The organism is Actinoplanes sp. NBRC 101535, assembly GCF_030269225.1.
Classification (GTDB): Bacteria; Actinomycetota; Actinomycetes; order Mycobacteriales; family Micromonosporaceae; genus Actinoplanes; species Actinoplanes rectilineatus.
Map to the genome: position 1 here is coordinate 1 of NZ_BSSY01000058.1, position 385 is coordinate 385.

The window sequence follows — 385 nt, forward strand, 5'->3', positions numbered from 1 at the left end:
TACCCGTTGTCAGCGGTACTCGGCGTCGCGGTCTGCGCAGTCATGGCCGGGGCACCGTCGTTCGCAGCGATCACCGACTGGCTTCATGACCTCGACGAACAGGCCCGCACCAGGTTCGGCTTTCGGTGACGTCATCCCCGCCGGGACCACGATGTGGCGACTACTGATCCGTCTCGACCCGGCACTGCTGTCCACCGTTCTCACCGGTTGGCTGCACGCCCGTACCCGCCCGCTGGGCCCACCACTACCGCCCAGGTACCGGCAGGTGATCGCGGTGGACGGTAAGACCCTGCGAGGCGCCCGCTCGGGCGACGGCCGGCAGGTGCATCTGCTGTCCGCGCTGGACACCACCACCGGAATCGTGATCGCGCAGGTCACCGTAGAC

General features: G+C 68.1%; 1 protein-coding gene and 1 pseudogene. Both read left to right on the forward strand.

Annotated elements, in window-relative coordinates:
- Positions 1-42: 42 nt before the first annotated feature.
- On the forward strand, positions 43-129 hold the full coding sequence (locus QSK32_RS45325) for a hypothetical protein (RefSeq protein ID WP_285475564.1): 87 nt from the start codon (positions 43-45) through the stop codon (positions 127-129).
- A 22-nt stretch (positions 130-151) separates the two neighbouring features.
- Positions 152-385 (forward strand): annotated as a pseudogene (locus tag QSK32_RS45330) (ISAs1 family transposase); the annotation flags it as partial.